The organism is Bacteroides sp. RCH18 (assembly GCF_058231005.1).
In genome coordinates, this window is sequence record NZ_JBIPTC010000002.1 from 1,699,937 (window position 1) to 1,717,005 (window position 17,069).

General features: G+C 41.9%; 9 protein-coding genes. 5 read left to right on the top strand and 4 right to left on the bottom strand.

Going from position 1 to position 17,069, the window contains the following annotated elements:
• Positions 1-4: 4 nt before the first annotated feature.
• From ACHLI0_RS21910 to ACHLI0_RS21925, 4 genes are all read right to left on the bottom strand, one after another.
• Complete coding sequence (locus ACHLI0_RS21910; RefSeq protein ID WP_490750036.1) at positions 5-2,446, bottom strand: glycoside hydrolase family 95 protein; 2,442 nt, start codon at positions 2,444-2,446, stop codon at positions 5-7.
• A gap of 203 nt (positions 2,447-2,649) precedes the next feature.
• On the bottom strand, positions 2,650-4,221 hold the full coding sequence (locus ACHLI0_RS21915) for an arylsulfatase (RefSeq protein WP_490750037.1): 1,572 nt from the start codon (positions 4,219-4,221) through the stop codon (positions 2,650-2,652).
• Between the two features lie 53 nt (positions 4,222-4,274).
• Positions 4,275-6,962 carry a glycoside hydrolase family 2 protein gene (locus ACHLI0_RS21920; protein ID WP_490750038.1) on the bottom strand — a complete coding sequence of 896 codons (2,688 nt, stop codon included), beginning with the start codon at positions 6,960-6,962 and terminating at the stop codon, positions 4,275-4,277.
• A gap of 196 nt (positions 6,963-7,158) precedes the next feature.
• Positions 7,159-7,428 carry a hypothetical protein gene (locus ACHLI0_RS21925; protein ID WP_490750039.1) on the bottom strand — a complete coding sequence of 90 codons (270 nt, stop codon included), beginning with the start codon at positions 7,426-7,428 and terminating at the stop codon, positions 7,159-7,161.
• A gap of 591 nt (positions 7,429-8,019) precedes the next feature.
• On the opposite strand from ACHLI0_RS21925, the gene rlmF reads away from it, so the two are divergent.
• The 5 genes from rlmF to ACHLI0_RS21950 all read left to right on the top strand — a co-directional run bounded on the left by rlmF (position 8,020) and on the right by ACHLI0_RS21950 (position 17,028).
• Positions 8,020-8,940, top strand: a complete 921-nt coding sequence (rlmF, locus tag ACHLI0_RS21930; protein ID WP_490750040.1) for a 23S rRNA (adenine(1618)-N(6))-methyltransferase RlmF — start codon at positions 8,020-8,022, stop codon at positions 8,938-8,940.
• A gap of 61 nt (positions 8,941-9,001) precedes the next feature.
• Positions 9,002-11,359: a sensor histidine kinase gene (locus ACHLI0_RS21935; protein ID WP_490750041.1), complete on the top strand. Its 2,358-nt coding sequence runs from the start codon at positions 9,002-9,004 to the stop codon at positions 11,357-11,359.
• A 217-nt stretch (positions 11,360-11,576) separates the two neighbouring features.
• Positions 11,577-12,686: an efflux RND transporter periplasmic adaptor subunit gene (locus tag ACHLI0_RS21940; RefSeq protein ID WP_490750042.1), complete on the top strand. Its 1,110-nt coding sequence runs from the start codon at positions 11,577-11,579 to the stop codon at positions 12,684-12,686.
• 6 nt (positions 12,687-12,692) lie between these two features.
• On the top strand, positions 12,693-15,800 hold the full coding sequence (locus ACHLI0_RS21945) for an efflux RND transporter permease subunit (protein ID WP_490750043.1): 3,108 nt from the start codon (positions 12,693-12,695) through the stop codon (positions 15,798-15,800).
• Complete coding sequence (locus tag ACHLI0_RS21950; RefSeq protein WP_490750180.1) at positions 15,778-17,028, top strand: TolC family protein; 1,251 nt, start codon at positions 15,778-15,780, stop codon at positions 17,026-17,028. Before ACHLI0_RS21945 ends, ACHLI0_RS21950 begins: the two co-directional genes overlap by 23 nt.
• Positions 17,029-17,069 lie beyond the last annotated feature (41 nt).

Genomic DNA, 17,069 nt, shown 5'->3' on the forward strand with positions numbered 1-17,069 from the left:
AGTGCTATTGTCTGATTTGGGTTAATCCATTCTCTTTGTCATATTTAAGTTGATAGCTACGTCCTTTCGTTGTCTTGAAAGAGATTGTTTTACCGGCATATTTTACGGTACAATTTTCTCCCGCCTTGGATAGAAGGGTGGCTTCTTGCAAGAGCCCGTCTTTCCATATCATATCTATCTCGAAATTTCCTTTGGCGCATACACCGTGTATCGAGCCGTCTTTCCAGGCATCCGGCAAGGCAGGCAGCAGTTGGATGAATCCCATGTGGCTCTGCAACAGCATTTCTGTGATACCTGCTGTGCCACCGAAGTTTCCATCTATTTGGAAAGGCGGGTGTGTATCCCAAAGGTTATCTACCGTTCCGTTTTTCAACAGATTACCAAAGAGGGTATAGGCGTGATTTCCATCCTGCAGGCGTGCCCATTGGTTCAACTTCCATCCCATACTCCAGCCGGTAGCACCGTCGCCACGATGCACCAATACAACTTTGGCAGCTTCTGCCAGTTCGGGAGTAGTGATAGGAGAAACAGTGTGTCCGGGATGCAGACCGAAGAGATGATTTACATGGCGATGTTCGTCTTTCGGATCGTCGATATCGGTTGACCATTCCAGTAACTGACCATAACGACCTATTTTATAAGGAACGAGATTGGCAAGCACATGTTCCCATTGTTTGCGTTCTTTTTTGTCTATTCCCAACTCTTTGCTCGCTTGGATGGCATCCAGCAGGATTTCACGGACAACCGCATGCACAAATGTAGCTCCCTGATCGACAGGTCCGTGTTCCGGTGAAGTAGAGGGGGCAGCCGTATACGTTCCGTCCGGTTTATGCCAGAGATAGTCAACAGTAAAGTTGGCACTGCTCTTAATCAGTTCATATCCTGTTTCTTTCAGGAATTTCAGGTCTTTGGTATAGTCATAATATTCCCAGACGTGAGTTGCCAGCCAGGGGCCTGCCATCGGATTAAAGTTCCAGGACATGTCCTGACTTTCCAATGGGGTGGTAAAGCCGAAGATGTTGGCGGAAATAGATGCTGTCCATCCTCTTGCACCAAAATAAGACTGAGCGGTCTTTTCTCCCGGTTTCACTAAGGTACGGATGAAATCGATTAACGGAAGCATACATTCATCCAGGTTTGTAGAGCAGGCTGGCCAGTAGTTCATTTGGATATTAATGTTATTATGATAATCCACACGCCAAGGACCGTCTATGTTGTTATGCCAGATGCCTTGCAGATTGGCAGGCATATTTCCCGGTCGGGAACTGGCTATCAACAGATAGCGTCCGAACTGGTAATAGAGTTTCTCCAAGTAGTAGTCAGGTTGTCCTTTCCGATAGTTTTTCAGTCGTTGGGCAGTGGGCAGATTGGCTGTTTTCACTGTAGGATTCAACTCAAGTTTCACCCGGTTGAACAAAGAAGCGTAGTCTTTGTAGTGTTCGTTCAGTAAGTTGGCATATCCTTTGGCTACGGCATCCTTCATCCATTGCTGTGTTGTTTCAAGCGGGTTAACGCCGACATATGTTTTAGGATCGGTGAAGTCCGGTGCGAAATTCATTTTATAATCGGTATCCGCAGTGACATAAAATATAACTTCGTCTGCTTCCTTCACTGTAATCCGCCCGTCTGCGTTGTTTAGGCTTCCTCCTTTTACTGTGGCCTGAATACGTACTGCATATTTCATTCCGTTATTGTCAAGGGAGGCTGTATAAACAAGGCCATTATTACCGTCGGTAGAGAACTGTCCGGTAGATACCGGGTTGGGTGCATATCTGAAAGTGAGATTCTGTTTGCCCGGTTGGTCGGCACTGAAACGCATCACCATCACATTGGCAGGATAAGAAATAAAATAGTTACGCTGATATGCTACGTCATCTTTTTTGAACTGAACCACCGCCATTGCCGAATCCAGTGATAAGATACGTTTGTAGTCGCTCATGCCTATTGTGCTTAATCCTGTTTCTACATAGAATTCTCCCATTGTAGTGAAGTTACCAAATCGGAAAGGCTTTTCTTTGGAAAATTCATAAGGGACTTCACTGTTGAAATTCTCGCGTGTCAGTTTTTCCGCTTTTTTCTGGTCTCCTTCTACGAACGCTTTACGTATTTCGTCCAGGATATGGGCGGACTGTTTGTTCACATTCCAATAGTAATCTGCTCCTTTGGCTGTATTAGGGCCGCCACGCCAGAGTGTTTTCTCATTAAAAGTAATGCGTTCTGCTTCTACTGAACCCAAAATATTAGCACCGATGCTTCCATTGCCGATGGGCAATGACTGTGATTCCCAACTGGCATCCTGTTGGGCACTGTGCCAGACTTCTTTTCCTTGCAGTGTATTGGGAGAATCAAACCAGATAGAAAGTCCTTTGGTGTAATCCGTACTTTCTGCATGGCCTGTAAAAATCGTAAATAAGGCACAAAATAGGAGCGAGTGTTTCTTTTTCATTATCGTGGCGTGTTTTTTATTAGATAAAATATGTATTATAAATCTATGTGTATCACAGCTTTTTAGAAGATGATGGTGCAAAAATAACAAAAAAACAGCTATATACAAACAATATGTTATGTAAACAGAAAAAAGACTGTTCGCTTCAAAAGGAACAGTCTTTTTCTATAACCTAGTATTAAAAAGGTTATTGTTCCCTGATTTTATTCTTTTCCGCTTTGATCCGGATTTTGTTTCAGATAATAATTAATTCTTTCGGTCCAAGGTTTGTTTTCGAGTGGGAAGACATTACACTGTTCTGCCCATTTATTCCATTTAACTTCTAGTTTCTTCACAATCCTTGGATATTGGGCGGACAAATCTTTGGTTTCGAACGGATCTATCGATAAGTCGATTAGCTCCCATGGTTCATTCCGGCTGCCCCGTACCAGTTTCCAATGGTCGGAAATAATGGCGCAGGAACTTTGATGCTCAAAGTATAATTCTCTGGGCTTTATCTTTTTTCCATGAATTGAAGGGAGTAAGCTCTTGCCGGGCAAATTCTCTTTGAATTCTGACGGATAAGTGGCTGTGGCAATATCCATGCAGGTAGGCAGTATGTCTATAATGTGGGCAGGTTGCCTGCAAATCTGACCTTTCATCTTGTTTTTTCCGGCATCGCCATAAGATAAGATAAAAGGAGTACTTGTGCCTCCCTGAAAACATTGTGACTTATAGCTTCTATAAGGAGTATTGCTCAAATCGGCCATAAGCTGCCCCAGATATCCGCCTTCTTTGGTTGCACCGTTATCGCTTAAGAAGATAAATACGGTATTGTCCAGTATCCCTTTCTCCTTGATGGTTTCCACTAGTTCACCGATTCCGCTATCCACAATTTCGATCATGGCGGCATAGGTTGCCATATCGGTAATCCACTGTTCCTGTTGCTTTGGGGTAAGCGTTTCCCAGGAGGGACGTTTCCCGCCAAATTCTTTTTGGTAGACAGGATAATCCATCTCGTCCGAAATGAACTTTAGCTCCTTTAACCTGTCGAAACGTTGTTTGCGCAACACGTCATATCCCACTTTATATCGGTCTCTGCATTTTTCTACACGATCGGCAGGAGCCTGGAGGGGTAAGTGAGGGGCATAATGAGCTACGTACATAAACATCGGTTTGTCTGTAGGGTGTTGTTTGACAAAACTGACGGCGGAATCGGTGATGGCAGTGGTATAGTAATAGTCATCGGGGAATTCAGTGATTCGGGCCAGATTGCTGTATACCGGTGTCGGTTTATAATAACTGCCTCCTCCGCTCAGGCAACCGTAATATTTGTCAAATCCCCGTTGGGCCGGATAGCTGCCGTTGGGAGCATCAAAAGCTCCGTCCACTGTGACGTGCCATTTACCGCTCATATATGTACTGTAGCCATTTGCTTTCATCACCTCGGCAATGGTGGGGATGTTTTTCGTAATTTGTCCTCTGTATCCGGGGCGGTGTTCATCTACTGCCGTCATCCATCCCATGCCGGCTTCGTGCTGATAATGCCCTGTCAGCAAAGCAGCACGGCTGGGGCAGCTTCTTCCTGTATTTTTGAACAGGCTGAAGCGTACCCCGTTTTCTGCCAGACGGTCTATGTTGGGAGTCTGGATTTCACTTCCGTAGCAACCCAGATCGGAGAATCCCATGTCGTCACATAAAATCAATACAATATTGGGAGGAGTATTTACCTGTGCTTCTGTACTGGCGAAACTCGCTCCTAATAAAAATGAAGTATATACTATTCTATTCATCATAACTGTATTTTAATAAGTTTGTGTTTTTCTGTTTATAGATAGAACCATGCGCATTATTCAAAGTCACTCTGTTGCTTTTCTACTTCTTTCAGTTTCAGGCGGTTCAGTTCCTGTTGTAATTCAAGTACACGCTTTTCGCAATCGGATGAGGCGGCATTCACCTTATTTCCGGCATCTTTGCTTGCGGATTGTGCTTGTGTCAGTTTTTCTTTGTCTGCTACCAGCGTATGTTCCGAAGGAAAAGTAGGAATAATCAGTTCTGCCGGAACCGGCGTATGTTTGCCTTGCCATACCACCGATGCGCGGATTTTGATTTCTCCCGGTGTGGTGGTAGATCTTACCAAGACTGGAGCAGTTCCCCAAAGTACCGGACGTGGATTGGTGAATGTTTCTTCATCGGCAACCAGTTGGCCCTGTCCTTCGATTTCGAACTTTACTTCATAATTATTCAAACGCTTGATGTTTCCGTTTTCATCTGCGATGGCTGCAATGACCGTCACGATGTCCGATCCGTTCGCTTTCATCTGCACTTTCTCGTCATCTGCCCAGAGCAACAGTTTTGACGGGCGGCGTGTGGGTGTTACTTTATGTGTCGCAACTACTTTCCCGTCCATTAATCCTTCTGCCAAAAGGTAAGAATCTGCCTGTTTCTTTTGGCGTGACAGCTTTTTATCATACATGACATCAAATACATCTTTGAATGTGATGACGGGTGAAGGCATTCCGGCTTCATTTGCCGGCTTATGATAAGTATACTCTTTGCCTCCTTTGCAATAGGTGAGGCGAACTTCGTCGCAGTTGCTATATATCGTTACATCTTTCGGAGAGAAAGGAGTCATGGCATTAGCTATGTAAATCATCGGTCCGTTATCTGCGATCAATTCCTTGTTGGGTTCGGCAGGACGCTGGGAACAGAACATATAATAAGATAGCTTAGGTTGTCGGAAGGCGTCCATGATGCCTCCGTAGAACGGATCTGGATGATAGCCTCTCTGGTGATCGAACGAGTGCCACAGGCAACCGCCCATATGTTGTCTGGTAGTTCTGTATAGTCCATCATAACTGGTAAGCTGATAATCGTTCTTAGCATAACCCTGTGCCTGAATCAGCATCGGTACTTCTCCCCAGCCACGATTGACCCGGCTTGGTGAGTTGTGAGAGTTCCAGTCATCCACATTATCTCCCCATTCGCGGGTGAAATAACTGATTTTCGGGTCCAGATTTTCAGTATTAAAGGCTCCGCCACCTCCGTTCATCGGATGGGTAAAGTGTATCGGGAAGTATTCGTGTCCGCGTGCTGTTACATCACATCCGGCATAACAATATGGATACGGATATTCTTCATTGAGAATGTCTACTACATTTTTAGCAAAATCCGCCGGATACCATGTTTCGTTCAGAATCGGCTCCCACATCCATACACTGGGGTGGTTGCGGTCACGGCGAACCATATTGCGGATATCACTATACACTCTTTGAGCAAAGATCGGTTGATCATTCCAGAATTGCCATCCCGGTGTGTTGACAATAACAAACAGTCCTAATTCATCACAAGCATCCATAAACGCCGGATCTTGCGGATAGTGGGCGTTGCGGATAACACGCATTCCGGCATCACGCAACTTCTTCGCGTCCCGCCAATGAAGGCTGTTGGGTAAGGCGTTGCCTATCACTGCAAAATCCTGATGACGGTTGGCTCCCATCAGAGGATAGGGATAAGGTTTGCCATTCAGCCAGAATCCGTCTTTTCCTTTAAATTCAATGCTGCGAATGCCGATACGGCGATAATATCCGTCGATGGTGTTACCGGCTTTATCCTTTATATAAATGTGTAGTTTGTAAAGGTAGGGGCTGTCGGGTGACCATAAATGAGGTGTTTCTACAGTCACTTTGCAGGAAATTTGTTTTGCAAGCCCCTTGCTTACCGACAAACCGGCCTCCTTAGAGAGAACACGTTTGCCGTCGCGGTCATAGAGTTCATAGAGTATTTTACCACCGAAGGACTTTCTGGAAGTGTTGCGTATATGTGCATCCAGTTTCAACTGTGCGGATTGCTCGGAAACTTTGTCGAAAGAGACAAACAATCCGCCTCCGGCTGTCTCGTTCTCATAATTTGGATCGGTGATGAATACCTTGTTGTGAACTATCATCCAGCAATCCCGGTAAATTCCTCCGAAGTATGCAAAATCCAGTGCATCTTGCGGTTTGCCGGGAGGGTAGGAGGGATCGTCACTGTTGTCTGTCCATACAGTGATTACATTGTCTTCTCCATACTTCAGACTGGAAGTGACATCTACGATGACAGGCAGAAAACCACCGAAATGCTCTTTCAGCAACTTTCCGTTCACCCATATTTTTGATTTTCCCATAATGGCTTCGAAGTGGAGGAATTGTTGTTTCCCTTTCCAACTCTCTTCGGGAGTGAAGTGTTTGCGATACCAGATTTCACCCTGATAGTTGATGCATCCGCTCGCTTCAGTGGGGAGATATTCTATGCCGTCGGGCAATGATACGATGTTCCAGTCTTTGTCATTGAACTCCGGCTGTTCCGCTCCTTTGATATTGCCTTTATAAAATCGCCAGGCAGGATTCATGTTATACACTGTGCGGCCTGTGTTGGAAAGCTGATAAAAGCCTGCTGTGGAGTAAGATGGCTGGTAAGTGTCGGCGTTAGCTACCAGTGTCCCAGCCAATAACAGACCACTGAGTAAGATTTTCCACCATGTTGAAGTACTTTTCATAATTCTTAGATTTGTTTGATTGATCTATCTTTATATATTAATGTCAGACTGTTTTGTTTTGCATTAGAACTTTATCCCGCCAAGGTACAAATTTTCCAATAGTTTGAAGCATAGGACGCCGAGCTTTATTTTTTCTTAAACATTAGCCCGGTGCGTCCTACACTTTTTACCATATCCGAAATGACCTATATCTATTTTATTTAATACCTATCGGGCCTTCATTGGCTTGAATTGGCCATCCTGGATTCTGGTAAATAATAGAAGTACTCAGATCGTTAGGATTTGAGGCCGTAATTCTGAAGTGCGTGATAGCGATAGGATTCAGATAATGCGCTTCACACCATGTGTATCCTGCATCATATATCAGATTGTTTGTCTTCACAGAACGGTAAGGACAGAGATACTTACCGCTATTAACATAGCTTGATACATTGGAGGTTTGTCCTTCTGTTCCTTCCTGTATCAAACAGTCAGGAAAGGGGAATTTACATGGTGCGGATGAAGAATGATAGAAAAACGCCTGCATTTATCTGTACGGAAATTCATTTTTCTGTTATTTGGAATGTTTACGGGTTTTATTGAATGTCTTTTTGTATTTTGCTTGTCATTTGAAAGGTTTAATCTCCGAAGCATACTCGTTTTGTTATTTTCTGCATTGACAGTATCTACGATGAACCAGGAGAAAAACAGCTCAAAACCATCTTTTTATTTCCTCTTCACCGAAGAAAAATAAGTTCCTCGGTGAGGAAGGAGCCGTTGGTTTAAAACCAAGACGACCTTGGTTTTAAACCAACGAATGTATTTGTTGCAAAGAAAGATGCATATTTCGCTTGATTTTATACAGTATTAGCTCGTATTACTGTATATAATTACATTTATTTATGCACTTTTTTTCTGATTCAATACTTTTCGTACTACTGTTTTTTGATGGAATCTTAAAAATAGCACATCGATCCAGAGTAGTATTCATGTGTTTTGAAAGATTCGTTTTCTACCCGTTTAGGAATAGCTTTTGATATTTTATATTTGTTAGTTTATAATTTGTAACTTTGCGGCCATGTTAGGAAGAAACGAATTACATACAAGAAATAAGCATAATGGGCAATATGATTTTTCGCTGTTGACGGAGAATTATCCACCATTAAAGAAGTTTGTACAACTGAACCCTCACGGAGGGCAAACAATCAATTTCTTTCATCCACAGGCGGTAAAAGCCTTGAATAAGGCTTTGCTGATAAGCTATTACGGCATCAGCTATTGGGATATACCGAAAAATTACCTGTGTCCGCCTATTCCCGGAAGAGCGGATTATATCCACTATATTGCAGATTTGATTGATCCGAAAGCGACAAATAAAAAGGCAAAGGAAGGAACGGAAAATATTCGGAATCCGAAAATCAAGTGTCTGGATATTGGGGTAGGTGCGAATTGTATTTATCCGATTATCGGACATGTGGAATATGGATGGACATTTGTCGGTTCGGATATCGACCCAGTATCTATCGAAAATGCAAGAAAGATCGTTACTTGTAATCCGGTATTGGCGCATAAGGTTGAGTTGCGACTTCAAAAAGACAATAGAAAGATTTTTGACGGTATCATTGCTCCCGGTGACTACTTTGATGTAACTATTTGTAATCCTCCGTTTCATAGCTCAAAAGAGGAAGCGGAAGAGGGAACATTGCGTAAATTGAGCAGTCTGAAAGGAGAAAGGATCAGGAATGTCAAACTGAATTTCGGAGGAAATGCGAATGAACTCTGGTGTGAGGGAGGAGAAGTGCGTTTTTTGCTCAACATGATTGCCGAAAGCGGGAAATACAGAAAGAATTGCGGATGGTTTACGAGTCTTGTTTCTAAGGAAAAGAATCTGGATAAATTATATGCAAAGCTCAAATCTGTCAATGCGTCAGAATACAAAATTGTCCGAATGCAGCAGGGAACGAAAAACAGCAGGATATTAGCCTGGCGATTTTTTTAACTAAAATGCTTCTAGCCATGGAATTTATGTTATATTTGCGTGATATAAACAAAACAAGGAAGTGGTTAATCTGAAATATAAATATATTATTGCATGCATCTGCTTATTGGCAGCTTTTTTATGTGGATATAATCTTAAACAATGGTATGCTACAAATCACAGGATAGTAAGGCATGTTTCTCTTATATATTCTTTTTCAAAAGATGAAGTCAGCAATATAAAATTTGAAGAGCTTGTCAGAAAGGAATTCAGAAAGCAGGGAATGGAACCTGTTTTTGATAGGTTTTATCTTGATTGTGATTGTTTTGCTCAAAAAAAAGGTCTAGAACATACCAGAAACTATCTTGAAATTCTCAAAAACAAACCGTTGGATCTTATTCTGCCGGTAGGGGATCAGGCTACATATTCATTGCTGTCAACAAAACACCGGCTTCTTTCATCCATTCCGGTAGTGGCGTGTAATGTACATTTCCCAGATGAAAGTCTTATCAAAGAATATGAATCAAAAAAGGTGTATGTTCTGCGGGATAGCCCGGACTTTAAACGTAATTTGGAATTTATAAAATCCCTGCAGCCTCATGTACATATGGAGGTTATCTATAATATTGATTTAACTCCTTTGGGGTATAAGTCCTTTAACCTTCTGACTCATGTCGTGGACCGTAGAAATGTACAGATTCTAAGTTCACAATCGGCATTTCCTGTTGAGTATGAATATAAAGAAATAAAAGAGATGGTTGAGTATTATTCTCTTATGCCTGCAATGGCAAATGGGAATAGCAACAATAAAGAATTGACTGTCAGTCTTTGCCCGTTTCGATATATAAAAGGGAATTCTTTGCTTGTTATGATGAAGAAATCAAAAAGTGAGCAGAGGAAAAGAGCTTTCTTACTGGATAAATCTGATTATGTGGCTCTACCGATAGTGAATGCTTTGAATATGCCTTCTTTCAGCTGTATCCGTGAAGGATTCGGGGAAGAAACAAAAATAGTGGGCGGGTATATGGCTACAGATGAGATCTCGGCTAAAGCAGTTACTGATCTGGCTTTTCGGCTATTGAATAAAGAGAAAGTAGGCATGCCTAAAATCAGAGATTTAGGGAAAGAATATGTGCTTGACTGGAAATATTTTTCTGCTTACAGTGGTTATGATATGGATAATGTACCTAAGAATGTACGTATGATCAATTATCCTTTTTATGATCATTATCGTAAAGAATTATATTTTTTGGAGGGACTTCTTATTTTTGCTTTTATACTCGTTTCGTTCATTTTATTACGGATATACCGGCGTTCACAAATAGAACGTCAAAATCTGAGAATATTGGAAGAGGCACATAAACGGCTGACCCTTTCGGCGGATGGTGGTCAGATTTCACTTTGGAATATGCATGCTGAATATATTGAATTTGATGAAAACTTTATACGTCTGACGGAACTGAAACAGCGGAAATTTAAGATTGTTGATTTTGATAAATATATATATCCTGATGATGTGGAAACTCTGCGTTCGCTGACTGAAGCCCTTTATCAATCTCCGGGTGTGCGGATGCAACGTGTACGTTTCCGTTTTGATGAAGAGAAAGATTATCAATGGTATGAACTTCGATGCCGTAGTTTAAAAGATGTACAGGGAGAAATGATGCTTGCAGGTGTTATGCAGAGCATTCAGGAATTGGTAGAGCGTGAACATCAGCTTGTGTTGGCCAAACAGATGGCTGAGAGAGCCGAACTGAAGCAATCGTTTCTTAATAATATGAGTCATGAGATTCGTACTCCGCTTAATGCTATCGTAGGCTTTACTAATCTGTTGATGAATGAAGATGCAAATGAACTGGATGCGGAGGAGAAAGCAGATATGCTTAAGATTATTAATCATAACAATGAACTGCTTTTGAAACTAATTAATGACATCGTAGAAATATCCCGTTTGGATTCCGGTAATATGGATTTTGAAATAAAGGAATGGAATATGACGGAAGTGATTGGCGAGATATATAAAACTTATCAGCCATTAGTTCGGCCCTCTTTAGAATTCCGGCTGGAATTGGATGATACAGCTTCCTTACCTGTGAATATGGATTGCCTCCGTTTCACTCAGGTTATCGTTAATTTCCTTAGTAATGCGAACAAGTTTACTCAAAATGGTTCTATTGTATTAGGCTGCAAAGTGGACAAGAAGCAGCGTGAAATTTGCGTGTATGTACAAGATAGTGGTAAAGGGATTAATGAAAAAGAACTAATGATGATATTTGACCGTTTTTACAAGGGCGATGAGTTTGAACAAGGAAGTGGGTTGGGGCTTCCTATTTGTAAAGTTATTGTTGAAAGGCTTTCAGGGCGTATAGAAGTACATTCGGAAATTGGGGTTGGCAGTTGTTTTTCTGTTTACTTGTCTATGGCGGATTCTGGCATTTGATCGTTTTGTCGAATGTCTGAACTCTGCCCATTACATCTGTTTTGTGAAGGCTTTTGCAGATATTATCCCTGTAATCGGATAAACTGTATTCGAAGGAAAGCCATTGTTTTCTCTAATAAAATTCTAATAGGATTCTAACAATTCTCTAACAGACTTCCGAAAAGAAGCCATCTATCTTTGTGCCCGAAACCAGTACTAACTTAAACGATGTTTAATTATGATGATGAAGAGGGAGTTACAATTATTTTTAACCTGCAGTGTATTATTTCTTACCGCATGTAAAAATAAGCAAGAGTCAGAATTGAAAAGTGATTATCGTATAGAGGGAGATACAGTCTATGTCGCAGATCGCCTTTTGCTTGAAAAGATAAAAGTATCAGAGGCTGAATTGAAACCTTATTCCAAGGAAGTGGTAACACCCGGTATGGTGCGTCCTATTCCCACTCGCTATACTTATGTTGCTCCGCCATTTGCGGGGAGAGTTGTAAAATCTTATATACGGATTGGACAGCCAGTAAAACAAGGAACTCCTTTGTTTGAAATCAGTTCTCCTGATTTTACTTCAGCACAAAAGGATTATTTCCAAGCCCTTTCGTCCAGAGAATTGGCAAAAAAGGACTTAAAACGTAAAGAGGATTTGATGAAAAATGGTGTTAGCTCGCAGAAGGAGTTGGAAGAGGCTCAAAATACTTTGTTGGTTGCGGATAAGGAATTTGAGAATGCATCTGCCGCATTGAGAGTATATCAGATAGACGATCCGGGAACTATGATATTGGGGCAGCCGCTTATAGTCCGTTCTCCCATTTCCGGTGAAGTGATAGAGGATCATATTGTCACAGGACAATATTTGAAGGATGATGCCGATCCGATAGCAATAGTTGCCGATTTGTCAAAAGTCTGGATTACGGCTCAGGTAAAAGAGAAAGATATCCGGTTTATAAATATGGGCAGTCATTTGGATATAGAAATATCAGCATTGCCTGGTACGATAATTAAAGGTAACGTATATCATATAGAAAAAGCGGTAGGCGAAGAAACCCGGTCGATACAGGTACTTTCTGTCTGTGATAATACAAAAGGACTTCTGAAACTAGGCATGTACACGACCATGCATTTTCTAAGCATACCTGCAGAGCAAATTCAGATTCCGGAAAAAGCTTTGCTGCAAGGTGAAAAGGATAGTTATGTATTTATGCAGATTGCTCCGGCTATTTTTGTAAAGATGCCGGTGACAGTAGAAACGACCAAAAATGGAATAGCTGTGATCAGTGATGGATTACGTCCCGGAGATAAGATAATCAGTGAAGGTGGATACTATTTTAAATAGGAAATTATGAAGAAGGAAATAATGCTTTCAATTATACAAAAAAGATGGGTAATGCTTTGCCTGTTTGTGATGATGTGCATCTTTGGATATTATTCATGGAAACAACTTTCAATAGAAGCTTATCCGGATATCGCAGATGTTACGTCTCAGGTCGTTACCCAAGTACCCGGATTGGCAGCCGAAGAAGTGGAACAACAGATAACCATTCCTTTGGAACGGGCTGTCAATGGGTTGCCCGGTATGCATGTCATGCGCAGTAAAAGTACATTCGGACTGTCTATGATTACTATTGTATTTAAAGATGGAGTGGAGGACTATTGGAGTCGCCAGCGTGTGCAGGAACGATTAAATGAGGTAGAATTACCTTATGGTGCCATTCCGGGACTTGACCCGCTGACATCACCTGTAGGAGAGGTTTATCGTTATATTATAGAAAGCGACCGGCATTCGTTGCAGGAATTGACTGATCTTCAGAATTGGGTAATTATCCCACGTATCAAGGAAGTTTCTGGGGTAGCCGATGTGACTAACTTCGGAGGTATCACCACGCAGTTTCAGGTTGAAATAGATCCGTCTAAACTGGAGCAATATAATTTGTCCCTTAGTCAAGTCATTGAGGCTATTGAGAATAATAATGCCAATGTAGGAGGAAGTGTGCTGAACCGCGGTGACTTAGGGTACGTGGTACGAGGGATCGGATTGATTGAGAATTTGGAGGATTTGGGGCATATCGTAGTGAGCACTACTTCCGGAGTCCCTATTTTTCTGAATGACATAGGCTCTTTAAAATATGGAAATCTGGAGAGAAAAGGAGTGTTAGGGTATACAGACCGTACCCGTGATTATTCCGAAAGTCTGGAAGGGATCGTCCTTCTTTTGAAGCATGAGAATCCGTCTAAAGTATTGGAGGGTATTCATGCGACAGTTGATGAATTGAATCATGAGACATTGCCTGAAGGAGTGCGGATACATACTTTTTTAGATCGTACCAGTCTGGTGGATACAACTTTGAATACTGTATCCCATACTCTTCTGATGGGAATGGGGCTGGTCATTCTGGTACTCATTCTGTTTTTGGGTAATTGGCGTGGTGCGTTATTGGTCTCTGTTACGATTCCTGTATCTTTACTTATTGCCTTTATTCTGATGTATCTGACGGATGTGCCCGCCAACCTACTGTCACTTGGGGCCATTGACTTCGGTATTATAGTGGACGGTGCTATCGTTATGCTGGAAACTATTCTCAAGAAACGTGAAGATAATCCCGAACTATATATCGAAGAGAGAAGCATCGCACAACGGGCCAAAGAAGTGGGGCGTCCTATTCTTTTCTCGACTATAGTGATTATTACGGCATACCTTCCGCTATTTGCTTTTGAGCGTGTAGAACGCAAACTTTTCACACCAATGGCATTTACGATGAGTTATGCTATGATTGGAGCGCTTTTGGTAGCACTCTTGTTAATTCCGGGACTTGCTTATGCCATCTACCGTAAGCCTCATAAACTATATAAGAATAAATGGCTGGATAAACTGAAGGAACAATATACCCGTATGATAACAAAAGTGGTGGAGAAGCCTTTGAAAGCTGTCATACCATCAGGCCTGATTCTGATAGCAGGTATCATATTAAGCATGACTGTAGGAAAGGATTTTCTGCCGGAACTGGACGAGGGTTCCATTTGGCTGCAAGTAAACCTTCCGCCCGGAATTTCTGTGGAAAAGTCGCGGGAGCTATCTGATACATTGCGTGCCCATACAATGAAACACCCTGAAGTAACTTATATTATGGTACAGGCGGGCAGAAATGACGATGGAACCGACCCGTTTACTCCTTCACATTTTGAAGTGTCTGTCGGCATAAAACCTTATGATGAATGGCCGAAAGGAAAGACAAAAAAAGATTTGATTGATGATTTGGAGAAAGAATACAAGTCTCTTCCCGGTTTTAAGGTAGGGTTTAGCCAACCTATGATTGATGGAGTGATGGATAAAATAGCCGGTGCGCACAGTGAACTGGTTGTAAAAGTATATGGTGAAGATTACCATGAAACACGTCGTATAGCGGAAGAAATCACCAAAGTATTAGCGGGTGTAAAAGGTGCTGTGGATTTGGATATTGATCAGGAACCACCTTTACCTCAACTGCAAATCGGAATGAATCGTGATGCCATAGCCCGTTACGGATTGAATGTTTCGGAGGTAGCAGACCTGATTGAAGTAGCAGTCGGGGGGAAGGCTATTGCGCAACTTTATCAGGGGGACCGCCAGTATGATATCACATGTAAATATAAAGAAGAGGTCCGGAATACTCCTGAAAAGATAGCCGGACTGATGCTGACTTCTTCTACCGGAGCAAAGATTCCTCTTTCTCAAGTTGCAGATGTCAGGCTGGGGGTCGGAGAAAGCACCATTACCCGTGAAATGAACAGGCGTCATCTGACTGTAAAATTGAATTTACGCGGACGTGACTTGACGTCTTTCTTGAAAGAAGCCCAGCATACAATCAATGAGAAAGTGCACTTTGATAAGAATAAATATACCGTTAAATGGGGAGGAGCTTTCGAAAATCAGCATCGTGCTTACACACGTCTTTCTATTATAATACCATTGACACTGATGTGTATGTTTATACTGCTTTATGCTACATTTGGAAAATTCCGGCAGGCAGGGTTAGTATTGTCTATTGTACCTTTAGCACTTTTCGGAGGTATGCTTGCTTTGAATGTACGAGGCATGACGTTGAATGTGTCCTCTGCTGTGGGATTTATAGCCATGTTCGGATTATCGATACAAAATGGCATTATTATGGTGTCTCAAATCAATAGTTTGCGCAGAGGAGGAATGGAGTTGAGAAAATCAGTCATAGAAGGAGCTCGGCAGCGTTTTCGACCTGTCTTGATGACTTCGGTCACAACAATACTCGGACTTTTTCCGGCTTCTATGGCTACCGGAATCGGCAGTGATGTGCAACGTCCGTTGGCGACGGTGATTGTGTATGGACTGATGTTCTCAACACTTATCTCTATGTTTATGCTTCCGGTGTTTTATTATCTGGTTGAAGAATCTGTTTTAAATAAAAAGAAGAATGATGAAAAAGAATATACGTTATAATTTCCTGTTCATGTTGTTGATGATAGAAGTCATCTGTGTTCAGGCTTTTGCGCAAATCCCGGATATGAAATCGAATCAGCCTATATCTTTCGAAGAATATCTGAATCGGGTAGGGAAGAATAATCTGAGTTATTTAGCCGGTAAGTTAAATGTCAGTATAGCTGATGCGGAAGTGATCGCTCAGAAAATCTTTCCTGATCCGGAACTGGTTTTTGAGGCCGGTAATGAAACTTTTTCATTAGGTCTTTCTTATACGTTAGAGTCCGGAAACAAGCGGGGAGCACGTATCAAATTGGCACGAAGTCAGGCAGAACTGGAAAAACTGTCTTTAGAACAGGGATTTCAAAATTTGAGAGCCGAAGCGGCCGAACTGTTTCTGGAGGCAATTCTTCAACGTGAACTGCTTGGTGTACAAAAAAGCTCTTACGAATATATGTTGCAGTTAAGCCGTTCGGACAGTCTGCGTTATGCAGCCGGAGAAATTACGGAGAATGATGCCCGACAGTCAAAATTGGAAGCCGTTACTTTGCTGAATGCAGTATATACTCAGGAAGCAGTGTATCAGTCTGCTTTAGTTATGCTTAACAAATGTATGGGAGTAAATACCGATACACTTCATATTCCTGCAGGGAGTTGGGACAAGCTAAGCAGAGACTTTGAATTGGGGGATTTGATAAAATTGGGTTTGAACAATCGTATGGATCTTTATATTGCGCAGAAGGGTACAGATATCACTTATCGTAAGTACAAACTAACGAGGTCCGAACGGCGGCCGGATATTGGTCTTTCCGTTTCTTATGAAAAAGATTGGAATAAGTTTCTCCCTTCGGCACGCTCTGCTACTGCCGGAATATCGATTCCTTTGTCGTTTTCGAATATAAATAAAGGAGCTATAAAGGCTGCAAGATTTCGTATTGTTCAATCGGAAATACTGGAAAAAGAGATGGAACTACAGATACAGGCGGATATTAGTCAGGCTTGGTTTAAATATGAAGCAGAAAAGAAGAAGGTGGCTCAATATAAAACAGGTGTACTGGGTGATTCTCAAAAAGTGCTTGATGGGATGGTGTATAAATACAAGCGGGGAGAAACCAATATTCTGGATGTACTGGTTGCACAGCGTACTTATAACGAGGTACGGCAGGAATATCTGGAAACGATGAAAGGATATGTCGCATCTTTGGTAGAGCTGGAGAAAGCCTGTGGAATATGGGATATAAACTTCTGAAAATGTAACGGCAGGCATTCTGATGCTCCTTTAATGGACAA

What these genes read in the sequence shown, in the direction of transcription:
- ACHLI0_RS21910 (WP_490750036.1), bottom strand. Translation starts at nt 2,446, where the DNA reads ATGAAAAAGAAACACTCGCTCCTATTTTGTGCCTTATTTACGATTTTT.
- ACHLI0_RS21915 (WP_490750037.1), bottom strand. Translation starts at nt 4,221, where the DNA reads ATGATGAATAGAATAGTATATACTTCATTTTTATTAGGAGCGAGTTTC.
- ACHLI0_RS21920 (WP_490750038.1), bottom strand. Translation starts at nt 6,962, where the DNA reads ATGAAAAGTACTTCAACATGGTGGAAAATCTTACTCAGTGGTCTGTTA.
- rlmF (WP_490750040.1), top strand. Translation starts at nt 8,020, where the DNA reads ATGTTAGGAAGAAACGAATTACATACAAGAAATAAGCATAATGGGCAA.
- ACHLI0_RS21940 (WP_490750042.1), top strand. Translation starts at nt 11,577, where the DNA reads ATGATGATGAAGAGGGAGTTACAATTATTTTTAACCTGCAGTGTATTA.
- ACHLI0_RS21945 (WP_490750043.1), top strand. Translation starts at nt 12,693, where the DNA reads ATGAAGAAGGAAATAATGCTTTCAATTATACAAAAAAGATGGGTAATG.
- ACHLI0_RS21950 (WP_490750180.1), top strand. Translation starts at nt 15,778, where the DNA reads ATGAAAAAGAATATACGTTATAATTTCCTGTTCATGTTGTTGATGATA.